Source organism: Paenibacillus terreus, from assembly GCF_042138595.1.
Taxonomy (GTDB): domain Bacteria; phylum Bacillota; class Bacilli; order Paenibacillales; family Paenibacillaceae; genus Paenibacillus; species Paenibacillus terreus.
The window spans coordinates 1-533 of the sequence record NZ_JBHIRX010000044.1 but is presented as its reverse complement, the minus strand read 5'-3'; the positions used below and the strand labels follow the sequence as shown (position 1 = coordinate 533).

The following is a 533-nucleotide window of genomic DNA, read 5'->3' as shown; positions in this document are numbered from 1 at the left end:
CGATTCTCCATAGAAAGGAGGTGATCCAGCCGCACCTTCCGATACGGCTACCTTGTTACGACTTCACCCCAATCATCTACCCCACCTTCGGCGGCTGGCTCCTTGCGGTTACCCCACCGACTTCGGGTGTTGTAAACTCTCGTGGTGTGACGGGCGGTGTGTACAAGACCCGGGAACGTATTCACCGCGGCATGCTGATCCGCGATTACTAGCAATTCCGACTTCATGCAGGCGAGTTGCAGCCTGCAATCCGAACTGAGACCGGCTTTTGAGGATTCGCTCCATCTCGCGACTTCGCTTCCCGTTGTACCGGCCATTGTAGTACGTGTGTAGCCCAGGTCATAAGGGGCATGATGATTTGACGTCATCCCCACCTTCCTCCGGTTTGTCACCGGCAGTCACCTTAGAGTGCCCACCCGAAGTGCTGGCAACTAAGATCAAGGGTTGCGCTCGTTGCGGGACTTAACCCAACATCTCACGACACGAGCTGACGACAACCATGCACCACCTGTCTCCTCTGTCCCGAAGGAAAG

Annotated in this window: 1 rRNA gene; it reads right to left on the bottom strand. The window is 56.1% G+C overall.

What is annotated here, in order from left to right:
• Positions 1 to 13: 13 nt before the first annotated feature.
• Positions 14 to 533: ribosomal RNA gene (locus ACE5KN_RS31025) — 16S ribosomal RNA — on the bottom strand; the annotation flags it as partial.